General features: G+C 72.8%; 19 protein-coding genes. 8 read left to right on the top strand and 11 right to left on the bottom strand.

Going from position 1 to position 19,017, the window contains the following annotated elements:
- Positions 1-59 precede the first annotated feature (59 nt).
- A complete protein-coding gene (locus IIE03_RS26905) occupies positions 60-1,679 on the top strand; it encodes an alpha-amylase family glycosyl hydrolase (protein ID WP_318843100.1) in 1,620 nt (539 codons plus the stop codon).
- Positions 1,680-1,695: 16 nt separating this feature from the next.
- Here IIE03_RS26905 and IIE03_RS20515 read toward each other — a convergent pair whose 3' ends face one another.
- Positions 1,696-2,268, bottom strand: coding sequence for a TetR/AcrR family transcriptional regulator (locus IIE03_RS20515; RefSeq protein ID WP_192864629.1), 573 nt, complete (start codon positions 2,266-2,268; stop codon positions 1,696-1,698).
- Between the two features lie 54 nt (positions 2,269-2,322).
- Between IIE03_RS20515 and IIE03_RS20510 the strand changes: the two genes are divergently transcribed.
- The 3 genes from IIE03_RS20510 to IIE03_RS20500 all read left to right on the top strand — a co-directional run bounded on the left by IIE03_RS20510 (position 2,323) and on the right by IIE03_RS20500 (position 4,952).
- Positions 2,323-3,135: an SDR family NAD(P)-dependent oxidoreductase gene (locus tag IIE03_RS20510; RefSeq protein WP_192864628.1), complete on the top strand. Its 813-nt coding sequence runs from the start codon at positions 2,323-2,325 to the stop codon at positions 3,133-3,135.
- Positions 3,136-3,274: 139 nt separating this feature from the next.
- Complete coding sequence (locus tag IIE03_RS20505) at positions 3,275-4,720, top strand: ricin-type beta-trefoil lectin domain protein (protein WP_192864627.1); 1,446 nt, start codon at positions 3,275-3,277, stop codon at positions 4,718-4,720.
- Between the two features lie 52 nt (positions 4,721-4,772).
- Positions 4,773-4,952, top strand: a complete 180-nt coding sequence (locus IIE03_RS20500; protein ID WP_192864626.1) for a hypothetical protein — start codon at positions 4,773-4,775, stop codon at positions 4,950-4,952.
- Positions 4,953-4,955: 3 nt separating this feature from the next.
- Here IIE03_RS20500 and IIE03_RS20495 read toward each other — a convergent pair whose 3' ends face one another.
- The 3 genes from IIE03_RS20495 to IIE03_RS20485 all read right to left on the bottom strand — a co-directional run bounded on the left by IIE03_RS20495 (position 4,956) and on the right by IIE03_RS20485 (position 7,745).
- A complete protein-coding gene (locus IIE03_RS20495; protein WP_192864625.1) occupies positions 4,956-6,059 on the bottom strand; it encodes a serine hydrolase domain-containing protein in 1,104 nt (367 codons plus the stop codon).
- A 61-nt stretch (positions 6,060-6,120) separates the two neighbouring features.
- Entirely contained in the window at positions 6,121-6,498 is a 378-nt protein-coding gene (locus tag IIE03_RS20490) for a hypothetical protein (protein ID WP_192864624.1), read from the bottom strand.
- Positions 6,499-6,725: 227 nt separating this feature from the next.
- Positions 6,726-7,745, bottom strand: coding sequence for an AraC family transcriptional regulator (locus IIE03_RS20485; protein WP_192864623.1), 1,020 nt, complete (start codon positions 7,743-7,745; stop codon positions 6,726-6,728).
- Between the two features lie 112 nt (positions 7,746-7,857).
- Between IIE03_RS20485 and IIE03_RS20480 the strand changes: the two genes are divergently transcribed.
- Together IIE03_RS20480 and IIE03_RS20475 are read left to right on the top strand one after the other, a co-directional pair.
- A complete protein-coding gene (locus IIE03_RS20480) occupies positions 7,858-8,688 on the top strand; it encodes a Rossmann-fold NAD(P)-binding domain-containing protein (protein ID WP_192864622.1) in 831 nt (276 codons plus the stop codon).
- The gene (locus IIE03_RS20475) at positions 8,685-9,122 is read left to right on the top strand and encodes a DUF4345 domain-containing protein (RefSeq protein ID WP_192864621.1); all 438 of its coding nucleotides are present in this window, start codon (positions 8,685-8,687) and stop codon (positions 9,120-9,122) included. Before IIE03_RS20480 ends, IIE03_RS20475 begins: the two co-directional genes overlap by 4 nt.
- A 55-nt stretch (positions 9,123-9,177) precedes the next feature.
- Here the strand turns inward: IIE03_RS20475 and IIE03_RS20470 are convergent, their stop codons facing one another.
- On the bottom strand, positions 9,178-11,112 hold the full coding sequence (locus tag IIE03_RS20470) for an AfsR/SARP family transcriptional regulator (protein WP_192864681.1): 1,935 nt from the start codon (positions 11,110-11,112) through the stop codon (positions 9,178-9,180).
- A 92-nt stretch (positions 11,113-11,204) separates the two neighbouring features.
- On the opposite strand from IIE03_RS20470, the gene IIE03_RS20465 reads away from it, so the two are divergent.
- Positions 11,205-12,083 carry an alpha/beta fold hydrolase gene (locus IIE03_RS20465; RefSeq protein ID WP_192864620.1) on the top strand — a complete coding sequence of 293 codons (879 nt, stop codon included), beginning with the start codon at positions 11,205-11,207 and terminating at the stop codon, positions 12,081-12,083.
- A 155-nt stretch (positions 12,084-12,238) separates the two neighbouring features.
- Here IIE03_RS20465 and IIE03_RS20460 read toward each other — a convergent pair whose 3' ends face one another.
- Positions 12,239-13,078, bottom strand: coding sequence for a helix-turn-helix transcriptional regulator (locus IIE03_RS20460; protein ID WP_192864619.1), 840 nt, complete (start codon positions 13,076-13,078; stop codon positions 12,239-12,241).
- 214 nt (positions 13,079-13,292) lie between these two features.
- On the opposite strand from IIE03_RS20460, the gene IIE03_RS20455 reads away from it, so the two are divergent.
- Positions 13,293-14,237, top strand: a complete 945-nt coding sequence (locus tag IIE03_RS20455; RefSeq protein ID WP_192864618.1) for an SDR family oxidoreductase — start codon at positions 13,293-13,295, stop codon at positions 14,235-14,237.
- A 103-nt stretch (positions 14,238-14,340) separates the two neighbouring features.
- Here IIE03_RS20455 and IIE03_RS20450 read toward each other — a convergent pair whose 3' ends face one another.
- From IIE03_RS20450 to IIE03_RS20430, 5 genes are all read right to left on the bottom strand, one after another.
- Positions 14,341-15,522: an epoxide hydrolase family protein gene (locus IIE03_RS20450; protein ID WP_192864617.1), complete on the bottom strand. Its 1,182-nt coding sequence runs from the start codon at positions 15,520-15,522 to the stop codon at positions 14,341-14,343.
- Between the two features lie 121 nt (positions 15,523-15,643).
- Positions 15,644-16,195 carry a hypothetical protein gene (locus IIE03_RS20445; RefSeq protein WP_192864616.1) on the bottom strand — a complete coding sequence of 184 codons (552 nt, stop codon included), beginning with the start codon at positions 16,193-16,195 and terminating at the stop codon, positions 15,644-15,646.
- On the bottom strand, positions 16,192-17,100 hold the full coding sequence (locus IIE03_RS20440; protein WP_225998096.1) for an anchored repeat-type ABC transporter permease subunit: 909 nt from the start codon (positions 17,098-17,100) through the stop codon (positions 16,192-16,194). The genes IIE03_RS20445 and IIE03_RS20440 overlap by 4 nt, the downstream gene beginning before the upstream one ends.
- Entirely contained in the window at positions 17,097-17,984 is an 888-nt protein-coding gene (locus IIE03_RS20435; protein ID WP_192864615.1) for an anchored repeat-type ABC transporter ATP-binding subunit, read from the bottom strand. The genes IIE03_RS20440 and IIE03_RS20435 overlap by 4 nt, the downstream gene beginning before the upstream one ends.
- Positions 17,981-18,991 carry a choice-of-anchor M domain-containing protein gene (locus tag IIE03_RS20430; RefSeq protein ID WP_192864614.1) on the bottom strand — a complete coding sequence of 337 codons (1,011 nt, stop codon included), beginning with the start codon at positions 18,989-18,991 and terminating at the stop codon, positions 17,981-17,983. Before IIE03_RS20430 ends, IIE03_RS20435 begins: the two co-directional genes overlap by 4 nt.
- Positions 18,992-19,017: the final 26 nt, after the last annotated feature.

The following is a 19,017-nucleotide window of genomic DNA, read 5'->3' as shown; positions in this document are numbered from 1 at the left end:
CGGGCGGCCCGGGCGTCCGGCAGGCTGGACGTCCGCATCACGTACGAAGGAGCAACCCCGTGATCTCCACCGCCGTCGACCTCGCCGCGCGCCTCGGGCGCACCGTCCTCTACCAGATCTATCCGCAGTCCTTCGCCGACGCGAACGGCGACGGGATCGGCGACCTCGCCGGGATCGCCGGGCGCCTGGACTACCTGGCGTGGCTGGGCGTGGACGCGATCTGGCTCAGCCCGTGCTTCGTCTCGCCGTTCGCGGACGCCGGGTACGACGTCGCCGACTTCCTCACCGTGGCCCCGCGCTACGGCACGAACGACGACATGGCCCGGCTGACCGAGGAGGCGGGCCGCCGCGGCATCTCGGTGCTGCTCGACCTGGTGGCCGGGCACACCTCGGACCAGCACCCGTGGTTCCGCGCCGCGGCCGACGACCCGGACGACGACCGGTTCGTCTGGAGCGACGTGCCGGTGGACGGGTTCCAGCCGGGTCGTGGCGCGCGCGGCGGGTACTACCGGCCCAACTTCTTCCCGGTGCAGCCGGCGCTGAACTACGGCTACGCCCGCCCGGACCCGGCCGAGCCGTGGCGCAGCCCGGTGAACGCGCCGGGTCCCGTGGCCAACCGGGCGGCGCTGCGCGAGATCATGGCGCACTGGTTCGGCCTGGGCGTGGCGGGCTTCCGTGTGGACATGGCGTCGTCGCTGGTGAAGGACGATCCGGGGCACGTGGAGACGGGCAGGGTGTGGCGGGAGATGCGCGCCTGGCTGGACCGTGAGTGGCCCGGCCGGGTCATCGTGAGCGAGTGGGGCGACCCGCGGGTGTCCGTCCCGGCGGGCTTCCACGCGGACTTCTTCCTCCAGTTCGGCGGGGACGACGACGGCCTCCCGCTGCGCTCCCTGTGGAACAACGGCGCCGGGACGGTGAACCTGTCCTGGGGCGAGGTCCCGGCCTGGGCCGACGCTCGCGCACGGGGTGACGCCGCGACGTTCGTCCGGGCGTGGCGCCAGGCAGCGGACGCCATCGCGGCCGACGGGCGCGGCGGCGTGGTGGGCCTGCCGACGTCGAACCACGACTTCACCCGGCTCGTCGCGGGTGCGCGCGACGCCGAGCAGGCCCGCGTCGCACACGTACTGACGATGACGTGGCCTGCGATGCCGTCGGTGTACTACGGCGACGAGATCGGCATGCGGTACGTGCCGGGCACACCGACCCTGGAGGGCTCGCGGCTGAGCCCGACCTACGACCGGTCCGGCTCGCGCACGCCGATGCAGTGGGGCGATCTGGTGCCGGGCATGCTCGGCCCGGGCAGCCCGGCGATCTCCACGTACCTGCCCCAGGACCCCGATCCGGACCGTCCCACCGTCGCGGCCCAGCTCGCCGACGAGGGCTCGCTGCTGCACCTGGTGCGCGAGCTCATCGCGCTGCGCCACGGGGACCGACGGCTCGACGTCGCCGCGCCGGTCGACGTCCTGGCCACCGGATACCCCCTGGCGTACCTGCGGGGCGGCACGCTCGCCGTCGTCCTCAACCCCGGTGGCGCCGGCGTGCGCCTCCCGCTCGACGGCGCGGCACGCGCCCGGGCGCTCGTCACCCGGGGCTGCCGCGTCTCGACGGGCGACGGCGGGCCCGACGTCGTCCACCTCGCCGGCCACGGCTACGCCGTGCTCGACCTGGCGAGTGCGTAGCACCTGACCGCGACGGCTATCGGAGGACGCCGCGCACGATCTGCTCGGTGAGCCGTTCCTGGAACCCGCGGTCGGCGGCGTCGGCTCCGGACGCGGAGCGGCCCAGCACCCCGAGCAGCAGCGCGCCGAGGACGGCGTTGGCCGCGTCGCCGACGTCGTCCACGGTGAGGACTCCCGCGGCGGCGCCGTCGCCGAGGAGGTCCCGCAGCGGGCCGGCGATCCAGGTGTCGTTCGCGTCGAGCGCCTCGCGCAGCTGGAGGTTTCCCGCGAGGCCGCCGAGCAGTCCGGCGCAGATACCGGGCCGGTCACCGAGGAACCGGGCCAGCGTCCCGATCGTCGTGCGCAGCCGCGCCTCCGGCGGGTCGTCCGGATCGACCGCGGCCCGCACCACCTCCGCGCCCTGGCGGGCGTGCGAGGTCAGCAGGAAGGCGACCAGGTCGTCGCGACCGGCGAAGTAGTAGTAGAGGGTCGCGCGCGAGGCGCCCACCAGCCCGGCGACGTCGGCCAGGCGCGGTGGCGGGTCGCCGTAGAGCACCTGTTCGCTCACGTTGAGCAGCCGACCTGCCAGTTCCGGGGGTGGAGTCTTCACGCAGTCAGTGTACGGATCTTGTTTTAGACTCCAGTCCAGACTACAGTCCAAACCATGATCCAGATCAACGCATACGGTCCCTGGGCGGTCGTCACCGGAGCCTCGTCCGGCATCGGCGAGGGCTTCGCCCACCAGCTCGCGGCGGCAGGGCTGAATCTCGTGCTCGCCGCCCGTTCCGCCGACAAGCTCGAAGCGCTGGGCGCCGCTCTGGCGGGGAGCCACGGCATCTCCTACCGAGCGGTCGCCGTCGACCTCAGCCTCCAGGACGCGGCAACGACGCTCATCGAGGCGACCGAGGACCTCGACGTCGGCCTTCTCGTCTCCAACGCCGGCACCGGCGTGCCCGGCCGGTTCCTCGACCAGGAGATCACCGACCTGCGCCGGCGCCTCGTCCTCAACGCCGGCTCGCACCTCGAGCTGGTCCACGCCTTCGGCCGGCGATTCGCCGCCCGGGGCCGCGGCGGAATGGTGCTGGTGTCCGCGCTCGGCGCGGCGCACGGCATCCCTAACATGGCGCAGGACAGCTCGGCGAAGGGCTACCTGCTCCATCTCGGCGAGACGCTCCACCACGAGCTCGCCCGGGACGGGGTCGCCGTGACGGTGGCCATGCCGGGCAACGTCGACACGCCGATCATCGACAAGCTCGGGTTCGCCCGGACGGACCTGCCGGTCCGCCCCCAGCCGGTCGAGAAGGCCGTCCGGGAGATGATCGCCGCGTTCCTCAAGGGCAGGGCCACCCACGTTCCCGGACGGATGATGCGCACGATGGCCCGGCTGATGCCACGCTCGCAGTCGATCAGGATGAACGGCCGGATGCTCGGGAAGGCGGCGCGCAACCTCGCGGAGCGGGAGCAGGTCGGGGCATAGGCGGACCGTGGAGCGACACGTCCTTGCGCAAGGTCGACCGACGTGCAAATGTTTACGTCACCATCGGTATCAGCGTGGCGTTCACACACCTCGATGCCCCGGACGGCGGCGCAGTGACGCGCCCCCAGATCGGAGTCCCATGAAACGAGCAATCCGGACCAGCGCCCTGACCGCCGTCGGCCTCCTCACGGCGGCGACGGTGGCCGCCGGCCCCGCCGTCGGCGCCCCGTCGGGCGGACCGCCGGACCGGGCACAGCCCGGCACCACCGAGTTCCGCGGCGTCAACTGGGCGGACCCCCGCGACAACTACGCCGACGACGAGGTGGTCCCCTCCGGCCTCAGCACGGACGACAGCTACCGCACGACCTACCGCAAGGCGTCCCGCATCGTCCGCGAGTTCCGGAAGGAGGTGCGGGCCAACACGGTGCGGCTGCCGATCAACCCGTCGAGCGTCGGCACCGACTGGTGGGACTCCTACCAGGGCGCCGTCGACGCCGCCACGCGGCACGGCTTCAAGGTCATCCTCAGCTACTGGGAGGGTCCCGACGGCAAGGACGGCCGGGCCGACGACCCCGCGGCCTTCGACGCGATGTGGGACACCGTCGTGGACGAGTACGGCAAGAATCCGCGCGTGTACTTCGAGCCGATGAACGAGCCGTTCGGCTACTCCCTCGACGAGTGGGTCGACCTGACCGCCGCATGGCTCGACGAGCACGACGACGTGCCGCGCGGCCGCGTGATCATCTCGGGCACGGGCTACAACGACGACGTCACGGGCGTCGGCGCCGCCGAGGAGCTGGAGGGCACGCTGCTGTCCCTGCACTTCTACGGGTTCTGGGCCGACCACACCACCGAGGACGAGTGGAAGGCGAACCTGCTCCCCCGCCTCGGCGAGTACGGGTGGCGCACGGTCGTCAGCGAGGCCGGCTCCCCGATGACGACCGGCCTCAACTACGGCAACCACGAGGGCGACACGTACACCTCGTACCTCGGGGCACTCACGGAGGTCGCGCGCGACCAGGGCATCGGCATCGTCTACTGGCCCGGGCTGCGCACGGGCGACGCCTACACGCTGACCGAGATGGTCGGCGACGGCGACCTCGAGGTCACGAACGAGTCCGGGCTGGCCCAGCTCCAGTGGGGCTGGGGCCTGCGCAGGCACGAGGACCTGAACGACCTGCCGCCGGCGCCGCCCGGCGCCCCGCTGATCAGCGTGCACCACAGCGGCGACGGGAACGTGTGCGTCGACGTGCCGGGCTTCTCGACGACACCGGGGACGGCGCTCGGCCTGTGGTGGTGCAACGGCGGCGGCAACCAGTCGTTCGACTGGAACGCCGACCGGGAGCTCACCGTGTACGGGGACATGTGCGTCGCGCCGGGCAACGGACTCGTCGCGGGAAGCTCGCTCGTCGTCACCGACTGCACGGGCACGCCCGAGCAGCGGTGGGAGCTGCACGACGACGGCGCGATCAGCAGCGTCGGCGACCCGGCACTGTGCCTGGCGAGCCCGGAGGACTCCTGGGGGCTCTCGCTCGAGGCCTGCGCCCCGGGCGCGACGACCCAGCAGTGGACACGCTCGGCGTAGCAGGCACGACGGCGGCCGCCGCGCACCCGCGCGACGGCTGCTGGGCGCCGTCGTGCCCGCCACCTCCGACGTCGTGCGAGCCGGCCACGACCTGTTCGGCTGGATCGGCCGGCACGGCCTCGCCGTCGTCGGCCCGACGCTGGAGGAGCATCTGGTCGACGACGACGGGCGCGGCGGCACCGTGCTCGAGATCCCGGTGCGGCCCGCCCCGGGGCGCGTGTCCGGTCCCTGAGGGTCAGCCGACGGCGTCGCGCAGCTCGCCGAACATCGCGAGCAGCCGCTCGTCCATCTCGACCTGGGCGAGGACGATGCAGATCGTCCCGTCCGGATCGACGAAGAAGTCGGTGCCGTATCCGCCCGACCAGCCGAAGCGTCCGCGGTGCGGGCCCTCCGCCGTGACAGAGACGCCGAACCCCCAGCCCAAGCCGTCCCAGAAGCCGGGGAAGAAGCTCTCCGGGGTCTTGACCGCGGCGTCGACCTGGTCGGTGCGCAGCTCGTCCAGGAGGGCGGGGCCCACGAGTTCGCCGTCGAGCAGCGCGCGCAGGAACGCGTGGTAGTCGGCGAGCGTCGAGACCAGCTCGGAATGGCTCTCGTCGAACGGCGCGGGGCCGGTGTGGAAGCCGCCGCCCGCGGGCTCCGCCTCGACGAGCCCTTCGGGCGTGCGGCGATACGCCGGCAGGAGGCGATGCGCCTGGTCGTCTGGTACGCGGAAGCCGGTGTCCGGCATCCCCACCGGGTCGAGGACCGACCGCCGCAACAGCTCCGCCGTGCTGGTGCCCGCGACCCGTCCGAGCAGGATGCCCAGGATCCCGAACCCCAGGTGGTACCGCCATCCCCGGCCGGGCTGGTGGGCGAGCGGCAGCGTGGCCAGCGCGTCGAGCCAGTCCTGAGCGCCCCGGCCCACCGGGTCGTTGTTCGCCTCCAACCCGGCGTCCCGCAATGCCCGCTGCAACGGCGAGTCGACGGTGATGATCCCGTAGCCGGCCTGGTTCGTCAGCAGGTCGCGTAGCGAGACCGGGCGCTCCGCGAGCACGGTGTCGTCGACGTCGGCCATCGGGTGCGCGAGCACGCGCCGGTCGGCGAGCTCGGGCATCCAGGACTCGATCCCGTCGTCCAGCGCGATGGCGCCCTGCTCGACGAGGCGCAGCGCTGCGACCGTGGTGATCAGCTTCGTCATCGACTGGATGCGCACGATCGCGTCGGCCTTCAGGGCCCCGCCGTCGACCCCTGCCGACCCGACGAGCAAGGGGTCGCACTCCGTGCCGTGGGTCGCGATCGCACCGGGGATCGTCCCCGCCTCGACGTGCCGGGCCAGGACCTCGCGCAGACGCTTCGCCATGCCCGCGAGCCTATCGAGCCGATGCGGGAATCCCCGCACGTCGTCCCGGCCAGGCCGGTGGTCAGTCCACCCACCGCTCGTACTGCACGAAGAACCGGGTCGAGTCCGCGTCCGTGTCGATCACCCCGGTGCACACCCGGCGCAGGTCCACCGGACCCCGGAATGCACACGCCCTGTCGTCGGGCACGATTGCGCGCGCCAGTTCGTCACCCGTCATGCCCTCCGCGGCCTCGACCGTCAGCTCCAGCCAGCAGCCCCCGGAGCCGCACCCCATGCCCTCCGCAGCCAGGTGAGCGCCGTCGGGCAGCGCGGGCAGGGCCGACGCCGGGGGTACGGCCGCCTCGTCGACGAGCAGGGACAACGGGGGCAGGGCGAGGCCGACCCCGGCAACCACCGCGAGCACCGCCGCACCCGCGATCACCGAGCGTGATCGGACCATGTACTCCTCCTCCGTGGGCTGCCGTGACCCTATCGGCCGATCAGCTCCGGCTCGACGCGCGCCGCCGGGTTCGATCCCGGACCTCATGGTGGACTTCATCATTTCCCTCGACGGCCACGCGGCGGCGGCCGGCCTGTCCCCACCGTGCTCGACGGTCCTCCCGGGGCAGGCGGCTGAACGCCGAGAGCCGGGTCCGGTGCGGCGCCACGGAGAGAGTCGTCAGGGGTTCACGATGCCACCGCAGGGCGGGCGCCACCTGGGAGCGGACGAGCGGGCGCCGTGTCGGCAGCCGTGCGGAGGGACCCCACCGAACGGGCCGTGCCGGACCGGCGCGCCGCACCGGGAGACATGCCGTGATGACGTTTGAAGGCCCGGCCGAAAGCGGCCTCGGAACCGTAGCCGACCTGTCGGGAGATCGCGGCTACCGGGTCGGTCGTGGTGGTCAGCGCGACGTACGCCTGCTCCAGGCGCCAGCGGGCCAGGTAGCGCATCGGAGGCTCACCCAGCAGGCCGGTGAACCGCTCGGCGAACGCCGACCGGGACATGCCGGCCAGCTGGGCCATCTCCACCAAGCTCCAGGCGAGTTCCGGCTGCGCGTGCAGGTGGCCGAGCACGCGGCCCACGTGCGGGTCCCGCAAGGCGGCCAGCCAGCCGGTGCTCGCCTCCCGCGAATCGCGCAGCCACCGGCGCAGCACCTGGATGACGAGCACGTCCGCCAGACGCGTCATCACCGCCTCGCCGCCCGGCGCGAGGGTCTGGGCCTCGTGGGCGAGCAGGCGCAGGACCGTCCCGAACGCACCCGGTTCGCCGTCGTCCCAGGGGTCCACCCGGATCACGTCGGGCAGCTCCTGGACCAGCCGCGCGGTGAGCGGCTCATCGACGGTCATCGCGGCGTAGGCGATCTGCGTGCGCTCTCCCCCGCCGCCGAAACGCATGCGCTCGTAGGTCTCCCCTACCCGCTCGACGGGGATGTCGAAGAGCCCGGTACCCGGAGCCCCGGGCGAGCTCAGCAGCCGGTGCGGCGTGGCGTGCATGATCAGGGCGGCGCTGCCCGCCTCCAGCAGGTGACGCTCGCGGCCGATCTCGAGCACGCATCGTCCGCTCAGGACGACAGGCAGCATCACGCACGACTCGATCCGTGGGAACTCCACGCCCCAGGGTGCTGTCAGGTCGGCCTGGCAGTAGAGCGCACCGGTGAAGCGCAGGAGGTGGAGTCCGTCGCCCAGCGGCGCGTCCGTGTCGACCATGCGTCCAGCGTGGCATGCCGATCTGCCGGGCGTCCGAGATCTCGGACGCCCGGCATGGAATCGCGGACGACGGGGGATGGATCGTCCGCCCTGCCGGCCTCAGGGTGGACGCATGGAAACCGAAGCACAGACCTTGACGTACGCCGTGATCGGCGCGACCGGAAAGTCCGGTCGCCGCGTGGCCGACCTGCTCGAAACCGAGGGGTACGACATCCGCCGCCTCGCCCGCGGCACCAGCCCGCGGTTCGACTGGGAGGAGCCCGAGGGGTGGGAGCGCGCTCTGCGCGGCGTCGACCGCCTCTACGTCACGTACGTCCCCGACCTCGCGGCCCCGGGCTCGGACGCGGCGATCACGCGGCTCGTCGAGGTCGCGCGCGAGGCCGAGGTGGGGCGCGTGGTGCTGCTGTCCGGCCGTGGCGAGCAGGGCGCCCGCCGCTGCGAGGAGATCGTGCTGGGCTCTGGCATCCCCGCGACCGTCGTCAGCGCCAGCTGGTTCACGCAGAACTTCACCGAGGGCGCGTTGAGCGGAGCCCTGCAGAGCGGGTTCCTCGCCATCGCGGCCGGACAGATGCGAGAGCCGTTCGTCGACGTGGACGACGTCGCCGCCGTGGTTGTCACGGTCCTGACGCGTGACGGGCACGAGGGCCACCGCTACGAGCTCACCGGGCCGGAACCGCTCACGTTCGGCGAGGTCGCTGCCCTGCTCACCGAGCTGACCGGGCGGGACATCCGGTACGTCCCGATGGACTTCGACGAGTTCCACGCCGCCGTCCTGCAAGAGGCTGGTCCGGAGACGGCGACCCTCCTCACGGAGCTCTGCCGCGAGGTGTTCGACGGGCGCAACGAGAAGCCCACCGACGGTGTCCGCGAGATCCTCGGGCGTGCACCACGCGGTGTGCGGGCCGTGCTCGCCGACGCACTCACGGCAGCACGTCGCGCATGACACGGCACATGTCCCGGTGGCTGCTCGCCGCCACGGGCCTCACGCTGGCCGTCGTCGGCTCGGGCGTGGCCTTCGTGCCACAACCCTTCTATGCGGGCTACGGCATCACGCTGGCCGACGGCGCCCCGCTGCTCGGCGAACTGCGTGCCTCAGGTCTCACTCTCCTGACGTGGGGCGCCCTCGTCGGGGCAGGAGCCGTCATGAGCCGCCTCGCGGCCACGTCGGCGCTGGTCGGTTCCGTGACGATGCTCGCGCACGCGGCAGGGCGGGTGCTCTCCTGGGCCTCCGACGGCGGGCTGGCGCCCGGTCTGGCCGCCGCAGGCGCCGTCGAGCTCGCCCTGGGCGTCGCCTGCGTGTGGGTCCTGACCCGGCCTCAGGCCGACGGCGGGTCCGAGCGGCCGCGTCCAGCAACCGTCCACGACGCCGGACGCTGATGCCGGCGGGCGTGCGGAGACCCGGCCATCGGCGCAGCCGCTGCCGGGCCCGGACTCACGGTGTTTCCCATCCGGCGAGGTGGTCCGCGATCGGCCCGGCGGTGAGCAGGCCGGAGGCCGCGGCGACCTCGCCCGCGGCGGGCAGCAGCGCGTCGTGAGCCGCGCGCAGCATCCGGCGGTCGTCCACCGCGAGTGCTGCTCGCCCCGCGAGGATCCAGAGCACTTCCTGGAGCAGTCCGGGTGATGGCGCCCGCAGCCGGCTGACCGCGCGGGCCGCGGCGTCCGCCCTGCCCTCGGCGAGGAGCAGGTGCGGGCGGGCCCAGGGCTCGTACGAGCCCCAGTCGGTGTCGTCCGAACCGGCCGTGCCACCGGCAAGCACGCGCTCCCCGCGCCAGACCCGCAGGGCGAGGACGGCGAGCGGCAGCAGTCCCCGCGCCACACCAGGCATGCCCGCGGTGTCGAGGGATCGTCCGGCCTCGCGGTAGGCGGTCTCGACGACCTCGCTCGCGGCGCCGTCCGCGGCGAGACGCGCCGCGCGCCACCACCCCGTGAGCACCGGGACGAGCGGCCTCTCGTGCCGGGCGGCGAGCGCCTCCGCTTCCGCGGCACATTCGGCTGCCCGGTCCCAGTCGCCGAGGGCCGACCGCGCCTGGAGCCGCACCAGATGCCCCTGGATCTCGAAGTTCTCCAGGCCGTGGCGGGCGGCGAGGCCGACGAGCTCGGCACCGATCGCGTCCCGCTCCGGGGCGAGTCCGGTCCTGTCGAACGACTGCAGGTACCGGCCGGAGAGCGCGTGGGCCAGCACCGCGGGGTCCCCGGAGCGGCGTGCGAGCGTCTCCGCCTCCCGCGCGGCGGCCGGACCGCGAGGGCCCGGGGTGCCGCGGGTCTCGGTCGCCACCGTCGCCAGGAGCCGCGCACGAACGCCGTCGGGCGCGTCGGCGCCGAGGCGGGCGAGGGTGCGCTCCGCCGCGGCGGCGACCTCGGCCGAGGCTTCCGCGTCGTCGGGTGTCGTCCAGACGGAGGGGACGTCGAACGCTCCGATCACCCGCGCGGTGAGCCGGGGGTCCCCGTGCTGCTCGGCCGCTTCGATCGCGGCCGGTCGCTGGTTCGTCGCGGCGACGAGGCCCTCGCCGCCGGTGACCGCGAGGGAGCGGAGCAGGACGGTGGCCTGCTCCAGTCGTGCCTGCGCGCGGGCCGCGACCGCCCGGTCGTACGCGCTGGTCGCCGCCTGCCAGACGTCGGGCGGCCCGGCCGGCCCGGCGTCCACCTGGCGCAGGATCGTGCGTTCCAGGTCCGCGAGCCGGGGCCCGGGGTCGATGCCGAGCTCGTCCCGCAGCAGCGTGCGGGCCCTCCTGAGGGCGGAGAGAGCGTCCGCCTGCCGCCCGGTCCGGTACAGCGCCAGCGCCAGCAGTCGCCAGCCCTCCTCGCGCCACGGGTGCCCGGCCACGTGCAGGTCGAGGTCGGGGACGACGTCGTCGGCACGACCCAGCGCGAGCAGCGCGCCGGCTCGCTCCTCGACGGCACCGGCGTGCAGCTCGGCGAGGCGGGCCCGCTCGGCCGTGGCCCAGCCGGAGTCGATCCCCGCGTAGGGAGTGCCGCGCCACCGCGCCAGCACCTGGTCGAACAGGTCGAGTGCGGCCACCGGTGCCTCGGTCCGCGCCCGGACGACGTCGTCCTCGAACGACCAGGCGTCCGCACCGACGCCCCGGAGGGCGTATCCGGGCCCGTCCGTGACGAGCAGGCGCGCGGCGGTCCGGGGCGCGCGTTGCGGTTCGAGCGCGACGCGCAGCGCGGCGACGAACGTGCGCACCGCCCCGACGGCGCCCGCCGGTGGCACCTCCCAGAGGTCGTCGACCAGCCGGGCCGTCGTCACCGTCCGTCCGCGGGCCGCGACGAGCCGCGCCAGCACCTCCCGGTGACGCGGCCCCGGGAGCCGGACCGGCTCCCCCGCGTCTCCCCAGGCCTCGACCGGGCCGAGGACGCCGATCATCACCACCTGTCACCTCGCTGCTCATCCGCTGCTGATCGGGATCGCCGAGTCTGGGACACACCTACCGGCCCCGGCAACAAGGAGACATTTCCATGCCGATCACCATCCCCGAACTCGAGTACCGGCGCGTCACGGTCGCCGACGACGTCGCCCTGCACGTCGGCGTCGGCGGCGAGGGCAGCCCTGTCGTCCTCCTGCACGGCTTCCCGCAGACCCACCTCATGTGGCGCCGTGTCGTCCCCGATCTCGCCCGCGACCACACCGTCATCGTGCCCGACCTGCGCGGGTACGGCGACAGCGACAAGCCCGCCGCGGACTCCCCCGCCGTGTACAGCAAGCGGACCATGGCCGCCGACGTCGTCGCGCTCGCCGACGCCCTCGGACACGAGCGGTTCGCGCTCGCGGGACACGACCGCGGGGCTCTCGTGGCGGTGCGTGCGGGTCTCGACCATCCCGATCGCGTCACCCATCTCGCCGTGCTCGATGTGCTCCCCGTCCCGGACATGTGGGACGTCCTGCACGGCGCGGACGCCGCTGTCGCGTTCCACCTGTACCTCATGGCGCAGCCGCCGGGTCTCCCCGAGAAGATGATCGCCGCGACCGGCGACGAGTTCTTCGGCCACTTCCTCGACGCCTGGGACGCCGGCGGGACCACGATCCCCGCCGACGTGCGCTCCGAGTACCTGCGGGCCTCGCGGCAGGCCGTGCCGTCCATCGTGGCCGACTACCGGGCGTCCGCCGGGATCGACCTGGACCATGACCTCGCGGACCGGGCGGCCGGGCGTCGTCTCGGCATGCCCGTGAGCGTGGTGCAGCAGGACTGGGGCGCCGTGCTCGGGTACGACGCCGCGCGGCTGTGGTCGGCCTGGGCCGAGGACCTGGACCACCGCACGCTGGACGCCGGCCACTTCATGGCCGAGCAGGCGCCCGAGAGGATTGCCGGTGTGCTGCGGGAGCTGCTCGAGCGGTGAGGAGCTGGGACGGGAGATCATGCCCTCGCCGGTCCCGGAATCACGCGACGGCGGTCTGCGCGACAGCCATCTGACCGGTCGTCGCCACCGCATCGGGGTGGATGTGCCTCCGGCAACACTGCTGAGCGCTCAAGAGGTTCTTCGGGGGCGTCGCTTCAGCGCAGCGACTGCGCGCCGATGACGGACAACACCTGCAGCTTCTCGTAGCTCTCGGTGCCGGGGACGGCGGTGTAGACCATCAGGGAGTGCGCCTGGTCGGGGTCGACGAGGCGCTGGCAGTTCAACTCCAGCGCGCCGACCTCGGGATGGACGAAGTGTTTGACCTCGTGGGGGCGGAGTCCGATCTCGTGGTCGTCCCACACCCGCCGGAATTCCTCGCTGCGGTCCAGCAGCAGGTCGGCCAGGTGGGCGGCCCGTGAGTCGGGACCACGGAGGGTGACCAGCCCGCGCAGCCCGGCGGCGTACATCCGGGTCAGGAACGCGTGTTCCGCCGGGTCATAGATGTTCCGGGCGTCCGGGTCCGTGAACCACCGGTAGCCCATGCTGCGGGCGGGCCCTGTGAACCGCGTGGTGTCGCCGGTGAGCGCGACACCCATCGGCGTCTGCCGCAAGGTCTCGCCGAGTTCCGTGACGATCTCCGCGGGAGTGTCCTTCAAGCGATCGAGGATGCGCAGCAGGCCGGGGCTGATGTGCTCACTGGAGCTCCCCCGGGGCGGTGGGTTGTGCCCGGCGAGCCGGAACAGGTGGTCGCGTTCGTCGATCGACAGGTGCATTCCCTGCGCGATCGAGGCGAGCATCTGCTGCGACGGCTGCGGACCGCGCTCCCGCTCCAGGCGGGAGTAGTAGTCGGCCGACATGTTGCACAGCGCTGCCACCTCCTCACGCCGCAGCCCGCTGGTCCGACGCCGTCGCCCGCGCGGGAGGCCGACGTCCTCCGGCTGCAGTGCCTCACGACGGCTGCGCAGGAACCCCGCCAGCCCGGTGCGATCTCTCACGACGCGCTCTCCTTTCTGGAGTACTGCCTCGTTTCTATCCCGTTCGGAGGACGGTAGCCACGGCCCGGCGCTCCCCCTTTACCGAGCGGAGCCGTGACCTCGCGAGCCTGTGATCGGGAGGCCCTGGATAGGTCTTCCCCGTCCGTCAAGGATCAGCGCCATGGCCGAGTACGAACGGCCCACGGCCCCACAGCCACAACCGGAAGGAGCAGCAATGCCACGCACATCGATCGACGTCACCATCCCCAGCCTGTCCGGAAAGCGCGCGCTGGTCACCGGCGCCAGCGACGGCATGGGCATGAGCATGGCTGCCCGGCTGGCCGCCGCCGGCGCGGAGGTCGTCATGCCCGTGCGCAACCCGCGCAAGGGCGAGGCCGCAATCGCCAGGATCAAGCAGTCCGTACCCGGCGCGAACATCTCGCTGCGCAACCTCGAGCTCTCCTCCCTCGCCTCCGTCGCCGCCCTCGGCGACACCCTGCGCGAGGAGGGCGACCCCATCCACCTCCTGATCAACAACGCCGGCGTCATGACCCCGCCCGACCGCCAGACCACCGCCGACGGGTTCGAGCTCCAGTTCGGCACCAACCACCTGGGCCACTTCGCCCTCGTCGCGCACCTGATGCCGCTCCTGCGTGCCGGCGGTGCACGGGTGACCTCACAGATCAGCGTCGCCGCCCGCAGCGGAACCATCAACTGGGACGACCTCAACTGGGAACGCAGCTACGACGGGATGCGGGCCTACCGCCAGTCCAAGATCGCGTTCGGCCTGTTCGGCCTGGAACTGGAGCGGCGCAGCAAGGCCAACGGCTGGGACATCACCAGCAACCTCTCCCACCCCGGCGTCGCGCCCACCAACCTGCTCGCCGCACGCCCCGAGCTGGGCCGCGCCCAGGAGACCGCCGGACGCAGGATGATCCGCTGGCTCTCGGCCCGCGGCATCCTCGCGGGCACCGTCGAGACCGCGGCGCTGCCCGCGCTCATGGCCGCCACCGACCCCCGGGCCAAGCCCGGCGCCCTGTACAGCCCCAGCGGGCTCGGCAACACCAGCGGGGCACCGGCCGAACAGCGGATGTACTCTCCGCTGCACAGTGCCGACGAGGCCGTACGCGTCTGGGAGGTCTCGGAGCAGTTGACCAGGACGGCCATCTCGGCCGCCTGAGAACGCCCGACTGTCGCCACAGCTGGGACTTCGCCATGCCGACCGTTCAATCAGCGGCCGCTGGCCTTGTGAACCATCCGCGTCAGCGCGCGTCCGCCTCGCCCTACCGGTGGGTGGTCAGGATCGCCGTGAGGCCTTCTCGCAGGTCGTGGACGAAGTAGTCGGGGACCTCGAGTGAGGGGAAGTGTCCTCCGGTCTCGGCCGTCCGCCAGCGGACGATCTGCCGGTAGCGTTCCTGGGCCCAGGGCAGCGGGATCTTCTCGATGTCGCGCGGATACATCGTGATCGCCGAGGGGACCTCGACCCGGAGCCCGGGGTCGAGCGCGTTCACGCCGCCGTGGCTCTCGTGGTAGATACGAGCCGCCGACGCGCCGGTTCGTGTCAGCCAGTAGAGGGTGACGTCGTCGAGGATCCTGTCCCGGGAGATCGTCTCGAACGGGCTGTCCTCGGTGTCCGACCACTCGGCGAACTTGTCCAGGATCCAGGCCAGAAGCCCGACGGGTGAGTCGACGAGCGAGTAGCCGATGGTCTGCGGCCGGGTCGCCTGCTGCTTCGCGTAGGCCGCGCGGTGGTGCCAGAAGTCGCGCGTCTCCTCGGCCCAGCGGCGCTCGGTCTGCGTCAGCCCGTCCGTGGTCAGCCCCGGCGGTGCCTGCGCCAGCGTCGAGTGGATGCCCAGGACCTGCTCGGGGAACCTGCCGCCGAGCACCGTGGTGACCACGCCTCCCCAGTCACCACCGTGAGCGAGAAACCTGCCGTAGCCGAGCCTGTCCATCAGTTCCACCCACGCGGCCGCGATCCTCCCCACACCCCACCCCGTGGTAGTCGGCTTGTCGCTGTAGCCGAAGCCCGGCAACGACGGCGCCACGACATGAAACGCCGGCGCACCCGCCTCCCGGGGATCGGCCAGCTCGTCCACCACATGGGCGAACTCCGCGATACTCCCCGGCCAGCCGTGCGTCATCAGCAGCGGCGTGGCATCCGCCCGCGGGGAGAGGCGGTGCAGGAAGTGGATCCCCAGACCGTCGATCGTCGTGCGGAACTGCCCGATCCGGTTCACACGCTCCTCGAACGACCGCCAGTCATACCCGGTACGCCAGTAGTCCACGACCTCGACCAGGTCGGCGAGCGGGACACCCTGCCCCCACCGACCAACCCCCGACGCGGCACGTTCGACCGTCTCGCGCTCGGGAAGCCGCGCCCCGGCCAACCGCGCGCGCAGATCATCGAGATCGGCCTCGGCCGCACGGGCCTCGAACACGTGCACCTCACTGGCGGGACGGGACATGAGACCTCCTGGCTGCCGCGGAACCGACTCTCCGGGATCGTGAACCGGCTATGACGGTTCTAGCACGACGCCGCACGGCGGCCGCGAACCAGGACGCTCTCCCCCACGTCTGCCGTCCAGGTCATCGCCCACCGCCGCGCCCAGGGGCGGGCCGCCGTCGTCCCGACACCCGAGGGACGACGTGAGTGGCGCGGGCGACGTCGCGTACCAGGACCGGTGTGCGGCGTCGCCGGACGCCGCGCCACCACTCGCCCACGGGGTAGGACAGGCGGACCACGAAGTAGTTGAGATACTCCACGACGGCGAAGAGCCAGACCCCGACGACCAGGACGGCCGCGGTCGCGTTCTCAGGCCAGAAGGTGACGACACCGATCGCCGCGGCCGCGAGCAGCAGCGGATCCAGCACGCGAAAAAACCGGAAGGCGCGCGCGAGCGGCGCGGGCATGAGGGCTGTGGTGCCGATCCGGCCACGGGCCGTCAGCCAGTAGCAGCCCGCCTGGACGAGCACGACGAGCAGCGGCGCCAGCGCGAACCAGAGGGCCTGCTCGGCGCCCGGGGAAAGCATCGGTGCAGCGGTGGTGGCCGCAAGGAGCGCGAACACCGCCGCGGCGGTCAGCTCACCCGTACCCAGCGAGAAGTAGGTACGGCGCAAGGACATGAACCGGTCGATCACAGCCCAGACGGTACCCGTCCACGAACAGGAGGCCGTTTCGACGTGTCCGCGCGTCGCACCGCGGCGCGGGTCACCACGCCGTGCCGGGGTGCGAACAGCCAGGCCAGGAGGAAGACCGCGGTGGCGACGAGGACGATCGTGCCGCCCACGGGCAGGTCCAGGCTCCAGGACAGGTACAGCCCCACCAGCGCCGATCCGCCGCCGATGACCGGGCCCAGCAGCATCATCGGCCCGAGCCGGTCGGTCAGCAGCCGGGCCGCGGCCGCCGGGGTGACCAGCAGCGCCAGCACGAGCACGTTGCCGATCGTCTGCACCGAGATCACGATCGCCGCCGCGACCACGACGTACAGCAGCAGGTCCAGCCGTGTGACCGGCAGTCCCAGCGCTCGCGCCGACTCCCGGTCCAGACTCACCGCCACCAGCTCCTTGTGGAACGCGAACAACACGGTCATCAGCACCAGCCCGACCACGACGGCGATCGTCACGTTCTCGTCGGGGATGCCGACGATGGACCCGAACAGGAAGTCCTGCAGCGACCCCGCGTACCCGGGCGCCGTCGAGATGATCACGATGCCGAGGGCGAACGCGGCGACGAAGAAGACGCCGATCACCGAGTCCTCGCGCAGCCGGCGGTTCTGGGCGAACAGCGCGACCAGGAGCGCCGTCGCGATGCCCGCGACGGCACCGCCGAGCACGAGCGATCCCTGCAGCACGAAGGCGACCGCGAGACCGGGGAAGACGGCGTGCGCCACGGCGTCGCCGATGAACGCCATGCCGCGCAGCACCACGTGGGTACCGACCACGCCGCACACGACACTGCACAGGACCGCCATGAGCAGCGCCCTGGGCAGGAACGCGAGGTCGGGGTTGAGCAGGTCACCGACGAAGTCGACGGGCGAGATCATGCGCGCTCGCCCCCGTCCCGGCCGTCGTCCACCGCGCCGGCCGACCCGTTGCCCGAGCGTCCCTCGGCGACCCTGCCGATCGCCGCGAGCAGCGGTGACCCGGCCGAGACGCCGAACGCTCTCATCCAGGGCTCCGGCCCGCCGAGCTCGGCCGGTGTCCCGGACGCGACGACGGTGCGGTTCAGCAGGAACAGGCGGTCGCTGGCGTGCACCGCGCCGACCAGGTCGTGGTTCGTCATGACAACTGCTCGGTCCTCGCTCGCCAGCTCGCGGAACAGGGTCGTCAGGTGCTCCTGCGTCGGGACGTCGAGGCCGGTGAAGGGCTCGTCCAGCAGCAGGATCCGCGGGTCCAGCGCGAGCGCGCGGGCGACCAGCACGCGTTGCCGCTGCCCGCCGGAGAGCTCGCCGACCGGGCGACGGCGCAGGTGGGTCATCTCGACCCTGTCCAGGGCACGACGCACCTGGCGGTAGTCCTCCGCACGGGCGCCGCGCAGCCAGCCGATGCGCGCCACGCGCCCGGTGAGCACGGCCTCCTCGACCGTGACCGGGAAGTCCCAGGCGAACTCGTGCCGCTGGGGCACGTAGCCGATCGACCGCGTCGCACGTGCCCGCCGGGTCCGCGCCCGGTCCTGGCTGACATCCTGACCCGCGATACCGATCCGCCCGGACGACGGCACGAGTCCCAGCACGGCCCGCAGCAGGGTCGTCTTGCCCGCTCCGTTCGGACCGACCAACCCGACCAGCTCGCCCTCGGTGGCCTCGAGTCGGACGCCGTCCAGCACGCGCCGCCCACCGAGCGCCACGGTGAGGTCCCGCACCCGCAACGCGACGGGAGTTCCCGAGCCGACCGAGACTCTCGTGTCGCCCGCAACGGTCGCCGTCATGACTCGTCCTCGGCGTCGTGATCGGCTGCGGCCCGCGCCCGGCGCGTCCGCACGGCACGGGCGACCAGGAGCAGGAGCAGCACAAGGCCGGCTGCCGCGGCGCCCCAGACCAGCACGCCCGGACCCGTGTCCGACGACGGCGCGCTCGCCTCCGGCGCGTCCGTCGCCCCTGCGGCCGTATCCTCCGACGGCGTGGCGGCCGGTGAGGCGGCCGTCTCGGCCGACGCCTCGCCGTCCCCGCCGGGCGTGGCGTCGTCGGCCGCACCCGCCAACGCCTCTTCTGGATCGGTGTCCTCGCCGACGGCGAACACCAGGGTGCTCGCGTCCTCGACCGAGGTCCCGTCCTGCAACTCGGCGAGCATGGTCACGTCGAGCCGGTAGATGCCCGGCTCCGTGAACACCCAGTTGGCATGGACGTGGGTGTTGACCTCCATCCACAACTCCTGCGGCAGGGGCTCGCCCGAGTCCCACAGCACGTTCGGCGGCCCGGTCACACCCTCCTGCAGGAACACGAACACCTCGCCAGGACCGTCCAGGCCGTCGAGCCGGAGCGACGCACCCCGGTCGATCGCATCCACGACCTGCGGATCCTGGGTGTTCCAGCCCAGCCAGACGACGTCGGGCGCCTGCGTCTGCGGGACGACGTGCAGCGAGGTGCCGGGCTCGACCCCGAGGAACTCGTAGTCCGGGCCGTCCGGTGCGGGCAGCACCGCCGCGTCGCCGAGGTGCAGGACGGTGCGCTCGGGGTCGCGCCACACCGACGGGACCTCGCGGTCGTCGCGCGCCAGCATCGTCCACTCGTCGTCGAGGAACCGCGGTCCGACGTCGACGTGCCCGTCGACGACCACCTCGTCCCCGGCCACCACCTCCTCGTCGGCCTCGACGGTCTGCTCCAGCCCGGCGTCGTCCGGCGCGTCGGCAACGGCCGGTGCCGCATCGACGACCAGGCCGGCGAGCAGCACGGCCGTGCACGCGGCCGCGCGGCTCCGTGTGGTTCGGGCTCTCATGGGTACTCCTTCTGCTTTCCGGCGTG

The sequence above is a fragment of the Myceligenerans pegani genome (genome assembly GCF_014892515.1).
In the GTDB taxonomy this organism is placed as follows: domain Bacteria; phylum Actinomycetota; class Actinomycetes; order Actinomycetales; family Cellulomonadaceae; genus Myceligenerans; species Myceligenerans pegani.
This window is presented reverse-complemented; position numbering and strand designations above follow the sequence as displayed.

Excerpts from the sequence above, each read along its gene's own strand:
- IIE03_RS20490 (WP_192864624.1), bottom strand. The coding sequence starts at position 6,498 with ATGGTCCGATCACGCTCGGTGATCGCGGGTGCGGCGGTGCTCGCGGTG.
- IIE03_RS20475 (WP_192864621.1), top strand. The coding sequence starts at position 8,685 with ATGACACGGCACATGTCCCGGTGGCTGCTCGCCGCCACGGGCCTCACG.
- IIE03_RS20480 (WP_192864622.1), top strand. The coding sequence starts at position 7,858 with ATGGAAACCGAAGCACAGACCTTGACGTACGCCGTGATCGGCGCGACC.
- IIE03_RS20430 (WP_192864614.1), bottom strand. The coding sequence starts at position 18,991 with ATGAGAGCCCGAACCACACGGAGCCGCGCGGCCGCGTGCACGGCCGTG.
- IIE03_RS20470 (WP_192864681.1), bottom strand. The coding sequence starts at position 11,112 with ATGATCGGCGTCCTCGGCCCGGTCGAGGCCTGGGGAGACGCGGGGGAG.
- IIE03_RS20465 (WP_192864620.1), top strand. The coding sequence starts at position 11,205 with ATGCCGATCACCATCCCCGAACTCGAGTACCGGCGCGTCACGGTCGCC.
- IIE03_RS20505 (WP_192864627.1), top strand. The coding sequence starts at position 3,275 with ATGAAACGAGCAATCCGGACCAGCGCCCTGACCGCCGTCGGCCTCCTC.
- IIE03_RS20495 (WP_192864625.1), bottom strand. The coding sequence starts at position 6,059 with ATGGCGAAGCGTCTGCGCGAGGTCCTGGCCCGGCACGTCGAGGCGGGG.
- IIE03_RS20435 (WP_192864615.1), bottom strand. The coding sequence starts at position 17,984 with ATGACGGCGACCGTTGCGGGCGACACGAGAGTCTCGGTCGGCTCGGGA.
- IIE03_RS20455 (WP_192864618.1), top strand. The coding sequence starts at position 13,293 with ATGCCACGCACATCGATCGACGTCACCATCCCCAGCCTGTCCGGAAAG.
- IIE03_RS20450 (WP_192864617.1), bottom strand. The coding sequence starts at position 15,522 with ATGTCCCGTCCCGCCAGTGAGGTGCACGTGTTCGAGGCCCGTGCGGCC.
- IIE03_RS20485 (WP_192864623.1), bottom strand. The coding sequence starts at position 7,745 with ATGGTCGACACGGACGCGCCGCTGGGCGACGGACTCCACCTCCTGCGC.
- IIE03_RS20440 (WP_225998096.1), bottom strand. The coding sequence starts at position 17,100 with ATGATCTCGCCCGTCGACTTCGTCGGTGACCTGCTCAACCCCGACCTC.
- IIE03_RS20510 (WP_192864628.1), top strand. The coding sequence starts at position 2,323 with ATGATCCAGATCAACGCATACGGTCCCTGGGCGGTCGTCACCGGAGCC.